This window comes from Planktothrix sp. FACHB-1355 (assembly GCF_014748295.1).
GTDB lineage: Bacteria > Cyanobacteriota > Cyanobacteriia > Cyanobacteriales > Aerosakkonemataceae > Aerosakkonema > Aerosakkonema funiforme_A.
Map to the genome: position 1 here is coordinate 1 of NZ_JACJUP010000402.1, position 5,240 is coordinate 5,240.

7 protein-coding genes are annotated in these 5,240 nt (G+C 41.9%); 3 read left to right on the forward strand and 4 right to left on the reverse strand.

Features of this window, described 5'->3' with window-relative positions:
• Positions 1-1,178 (forward strand): NB-ARC domain-containing protein (locus H6S82_RS16925; RefSeq protein ID WP_191056453.1); only part of this gene is annotated, 1,178 nt, incomplete at its 5' end.
• Positions 1,179-1,180: 2 nt separating this feature from the next.
• Here H6S82_RS16925 and H6S82_RS16930 read toward each other — a convergent pair.
• From H6S82_RS16930 to H6S82_RS16940, 3 genes are read right to left on the reverse strand one after another with little or no spacing between them, the layout of a single operon-like run.
• Positions 1,181-1,429, reverse strand: a complete 249-nt coding sequence (locus H6S82_RS16930; RefSeq protein WP_190462250.1) for a hypothetical protein — start codon at positions 1,427-1,429, stop codon at positions 1,181-1,183.
• Positions 1,416-1,697, reverse strand: a complete 282-nt coding sequence (locus H6S82_RS16935) for a hypothetical protein (protein WP_322111845.1) — start codon at positions 1,695-1,697, stop codon at positions 1,416-1,418. The genes H6S82_RS16930 and H6S82_RS16935 overlap by 14 nt, the downstream gene beginning before the upstream one ends.
• The gene (locus H6S82_RS16940) at positions 1,667-3,130 is read right to left on the reverse strand and encodes a CoA-acylating methylmalonate-semialdehyde dehydrogenase (RefSeq protein ID WP_190462248.1); all 1,464 of its coding nucleotides are present in this window, start codon (positions 3,128-3,130) and stop codon (positions 1,667-1,669) included. Before H6S82_RS16940 ends, H6S82_RS16935 begins: the two co-directional genes overlap by 31 nt.
• 94 nt (positions 3,131-3,224) lie before the next feature.
• On the opposite strand from H6S82_RS16940, the gene H6S82_RS16945 reads away from it, so the two are divergent.
• A complete protein-coding gene (locus tag H6S82_RS16945; protein ID WP_190462246.1) occupies positions 3,225-3,566 on the forward strand; it encodes an antibiotic biosynthesis monooxygenase in 342 nt (113 codons plus the stop codon).
• Between the two features lie 185 nt (positions 3,567-3,751).
• Here the strand turns inward: H6S82_RS16945 and H6S82_RS16955 are convergent, their stop codons facing one another.
• The gene (locus H6S82_RS16955; protein ID WP_190462244.1) at positions 3,752-4,075 is read right to left on the reverse strand and encodes a hypothetical protein; all 324 of its coding nucleotides are present in this window, start codon (positions 4,073-4,075) and stop codon (positions 3,752-3,754) included.
• Positions 4,076-4,196: 121 nt separating this feature from the next.
• On the opposite strand from H6S82_RS16955, the gene H6S82_RS16960 reads away from it, so the two are divergent.
• Positions 4,197-5,072 carry a right-handed parallel beta-helix repeat-containing protein gene (locus H6S82_RS16960; RefSeq protein ID WP_190462243.1) on the forward strand — a complete coding sequence of 292 codons (876 nt, stop codon included), beginning with the start codon at positions 4,197-4,199 and terminating at the stop codon, positions 5,070-5,072.
• Positions 5,073-5,240 lie beyond the last annotated feature (168 nt).

Sequence of the window (5,240 nt, forward strand, 5' to 3'; positions counted from 1 at the left end):
TCAGTAAATCGAATGTTTGTTCAGTAATCCACAGATTCAAAGGTTCTAATGTTTCAAATTTTGCACAAGAGGGTGTAACGATCGCTAATTTTAACATCTGTGGAGAAGCTAGACATCCGCCGGATATACCAAATTCACATCGACCTAATGAAGAAACTGTTAACTCAAAACAAACTGAAACATCGCATCAAGATTTAAGCGAAATGCCAGAGTTGGGTGCTTTTTACGATCGCACTCCCGAACTCGACACTCTCAAAACGTGGATTTTACAGCAACGCAGTCGCTTAATCGCACTTACGGGTATCAGCGGAATTGGCAAAACCGCATTAGCAGCGCAACTCGTACAACAAATTAAACATGAATTTGAATATGTAATTTGGTGCAGTCTAGACGAATCCTACACCCTAGACGAATTGCAACATAAACTAATCCAGTTTTTCCTAGAGACAGCAAATCTTGAATCACCTGCAACTAATCAAAAACCTTTACCTCTGATTAAATATTTACAAAAATATCGCTGCTTAGTCGTATTAGATGACATTCACAACTTCTTCATTAGCGGCGAATTGGCAGGAAAATATAAACCTGGATACGAAGAATATCGCTTGTTTTTCAAACAGATAGAAACATTATACCATCAAAGTTGCTTTCTGCTAATCGGTTGGGAAGAACCGAGAGAAGTTCCTCAGAAAGAAAGCCAAAATACTCCCATTCGTAGCTTACAAATCACTGGTTTGGACACCGCTGCTGGATGGGAAATTCTCAGAGATAAAGGGTTAGCAGAAATCGACAATTACTCAGCACTCATTCACCGCTACCAAGGCAATCCGTTGTGGTTAAAAAGCGTGGCGACTCTGATTAAAGAGTTGGGAGGATGCGTGACAGAGTTATTACTAGATGATACTATATTGTTACCGGAAGATTTGAAAGATGTTTTAGAGGAGCAGTTCGATCGCCTATCCGAAATAGAAAAACAAGTTATGTCTTTGTTAGCGAAAGAAAACGGATCGGTCAATCTGGGAAAATTGCTAGAGAATGGCAGAATTCCACCATCAGATTTACTCAACGCGCTGCAATCTCTATCGCGGCGCTGCTTAATAGAACAGCAAGGAAGTTTTTACACCCTGTCACCTGTACTGAGGGAATATATCAAAGGGTTTTTGGAACGCACAAAATAAACTTAGTCGGTTGGAAACCTTAAGGTGTTAGACTGTTGAGCGCTACTATTCCCAGATGCTTCTAGCTTTTGGCGGATTGCTGCTTGAACTTTATCATCAAAATCAGGATCGCTCAGACTAGCAATAATTCTGCGCGGACGCCGATTGAGTCTATCTAAGTATGCCTCAAAAGCAGTGCGATCGCCGCGATGCTTGAGAAAATACTGCTTTAGTTCAGCATCAGACATTGCATCATAGTTAATTCGGCTCATCAGACAACTCTCCGTCAGGTAAAATTTGGAACTCTAACTCTTCATTGTAACCAGCTAAAATATAAACATTGCCAGTTCGGTTATCAACGCAGATAAGATGTATAGGCTGAAGCATAAAATATGTCAGATGATAACCAACGCGATATAAACTCTCTAGTTGAGCAGCTGTAGGCATCCAAGGTACTAACTCCACACGCTTGGTATTATAGCACTTGACCAATGACTGATGACTAATGGCTAAAATTGCCGCGACCAATCTTTTGGCCATCGCTCTACAACTACTTTAGTTTGTGTGAAGAATTCCACCGCATGACGCCCTTGTCCGTGCAAATCTCCAAAGAAACTTGCCTTCCAACCGCTGAAGGGAAAGAATGCCATTGGCGCGGCTACTCCTATATTAATTCCGATATTACCGGCATCGGCTTCGTAACGGAATTTTCGCGCCGCTGCACCGCTGGTGGTAAACAAACAAGCCATATTTCCCCACTCGCTGCTATTTACTAAAGCAATAGCATCATCAATTGTATTTAAATGAATCAATCCCAACACTGGGCCGAAAATTTCTGTGCGGGCAATTTCGCTTTTGGGATTGACATTTTGCAAGATAGTTGGTTTAATAAAATTACCTTGTTCGTAACCGGAAATATTGGGATGACGACCATCTACTAATACCGTTGCGCCTTCATCTATTCCTTTTTGAATTAATCCTTCAATTCGCGTTTGACTCTCGCGGGTTATTACTGGCCCCATATGCACTTTTTCATCCAAACCGTAGCCGACAATTCGCGTTTGGGCAACTTCAGAAATAGCTTCTGTAAATGTTTCCCGTGCTTCTCCCACCGTGACTGCCAAAGAAGCGGCGAGGCAGCGTTGTCCGGCACAACCAAAAGCACTATCGGCAGTAATTTTTATAGTAGTTTCTAAATCTGCATCTGGCAATACAATAATCGGATTTTTCGCGCCTCCCTGACATTGAGCGCGTTTGCCGTTGGCGGCGGCGCGACTGTAAACGTACTTCGCTATTGGTGTGGAACCGACAAAGCTAATGGCGCGAATTATGGGATGATCTAAAATGGCATCGACGACTTCTTTGGCACCGTTGACTAAATTAATTACTCCTTTTGGCAGTCCGGTTTGTTCTAATAAATAAAAGATTTTTTGCATGGTCAGCGGCACTTTTTCGGAAGGTTTGATAATGGTGGTATTGCCGCAAGCTAAAGCATAAGGCATAAACCAAAAAGGAATCATACCGGGAAAGTTGAAAGGTGCAATAATAGCAGTTACTCCAACTGGTTGACGGATGGTAAATTCATCAATGCCACGCGCTACATCTTCCAGGTAGTCTCCTTGCATTAAAATGGGAATTCCGCAGGCGACTTCTACATTTTCGATCGCACGTCGCATTTCACCTTTTGATTCAGCTAAAGTTTTGCCGCATTCGAGGGTAATTGTACGCGCAAGTTCATCAAAATGCTCTTCGAGGAGGTTTTTGAGTTTGAACAAGTATTGCACCCTTTCTGTTGGCGGAATTCGTCGCCAAGTGGTAAAGGCATCTGCTGCTGCTATTGCTGCGCGATCGACTTCCGTTCCAGGCGATAATGGTACAGTACCCAGCACCTCAGCAGTGGCGGGGTTAATCACATCCAGGTAGTTTGTGGCGCTGGATGTACACCATTCACCATTTATATAGTTTTTTAACACGCCTAATCCTTAATAACGGTTACTATTATTTGAGCGGTGAGCGCTGTACCCTATCTGGGTATGCGTTTGGAGTATATCATTTCAGGAGTGTAGAATGTCAGAGTTTCAGGATTTTTTGAAATATAAATGTGCCTACGTCGCTATTGGTGAGTTCAAACCCGGTAAGTTTTCAGAGGCGGAACAACTCTATGAAAAGGCTGTATCGACCTACGCGCAAGGTTTCAAGGGTTCTTATTTATTGCAAGAACCGGGAACTGACAAAGGAATAGCGATTATTCTTTGGGAGAGTCAGGAAGATATGCAAGCTAATGAAAACGAGGTAAACCAGGCTATTTTGCATGAGATGAACCATTTATTTGCTAAACCACCGGTTACTGGTTGCTATGAAATTGTGAGCGAAATTCATCCGCACGATCGCACTGGTGAATCTTCTTAGTTTGCTTGTCAGTTGGTGCGCCAGTGAGTTAAGGTCGATCGCTCTGTTTTAGAGCTAATTATCCTTCACTCACTTGCCACCATTTTTAGTGTCAAAATTCCTTTCTACTGGGAAGCGTTCTCCGTTATTGGCAATCAATTCAATTTCAAACAACAACTCCCCATCTTCCCCAAACCTGCCTGCTATCATATCCTTCCACAGTATCCTTCTTCATTAAGACGAAAAGCAGTCATCTTAATATCTGCGTCGCCATACCGTTCCTTAATTTTTTGGATGAGACCTTCTAATTTGCGGTCAAGTACATACTCGCCAGTGTTTGGTTCTATGGCAATCAACCAATTGTAATACTTTTCCATCAATTCCGGACGAATTCGTTCAAAGACTGCTCGACAGCGCAGTCCGAGTTCTGTTCTTTCTGCTCTGCGTCGAGCTATTTCTTCAGGCGGCACGGTGTATTCTGGGAATATTCTACCCCGTCGTGCTTGTCGCTTTTGTGGTAAGTCGCTCATATCAATTGAAAAGTGGTATATTGTATTATTTTATAATAACACTTCTTCGGTTACTGGACTGGGCAATACCGCATATACTCAAATTTGATTGCTAAAAGTAACTAGCTCAAGAGGATATTCAATGGGATTTTTTACACCCACAAGCAGGCGCTCTTTTATTTTCGGTTTTCTCGCTTTTGTGGCATCGGAATCGATTATTGCACAGATGGAGGAAACTGTAGTAAGTACGGTTGAAGAATTCGTGGCGGCGATCGGCCCCAATCGTACTATCAAACTCAAACCCGGAACTTATTCTCTCTCTGACCTCGACCCGGCTGCTAGTAGCAGATACGCCTATTTTGAAAGGGCTTTTGATGGCAACGAGTTGATTATTTCTGGAGTACAAAATTTGCAAATCATCGGTTTGGGTATTAAACCGCCTCTCCTACTCACCCGTCCCCGTTATGGCGATGTTTTGAAGTTTCGAGAATGTCAAAATATTACTATTAAAAATATCGAAGCCGGACATGGCCCGGAAAAAGGTTTTTGCAGAGGCGGTGTCTTCACTTTCATTGATTCTGAAAATATTCAAGTGAATAGTTGCATTCTTTTCGGTAGCGGTGTTTTGGGGATAAAAGCCGAAAATGTTAATGGTTTAATCTGTGGTAATACGGTGATTAAGGAATGTACGTATCACATCCTCAGTTTGTTTGCTTGTCAAAATGTTACTTTTAAAGAATGCCAGTTTAATAATAATAAAGAATATGAATTGGTTACGGTACTTAATTCTGGGAACGTACAATTTTTACAATGCGGATTTCGCAATAATCTGATCGCTGTTGACTACGACTTTTTCTTCAATGTCAAAGAAAGCGAACCTGTGAAGCTGCAAAGATGTACGATTGAAAGTAACAATGTGCCATACTTCGCCGCGTCACCTCGCTTGCTGGATTTGATTGAAACTGACTTGGATAGCAATACTTTCCGCAAGGGATCGGCCTATCCACCCAACAGCTAGTCTTAGTAGGGTGGTCATATCCAAAATAAAGGGAAGTTGCTCTTGACAGACTTATTTTTTTTATGATATGATAATTTTAATGAGGAAGAAGTATCTACCGATATTATTTTTGCACAGATTTCCATTATTATAATAATACACCAAAAAAGGGAAGTGAGTCAAGCGGCG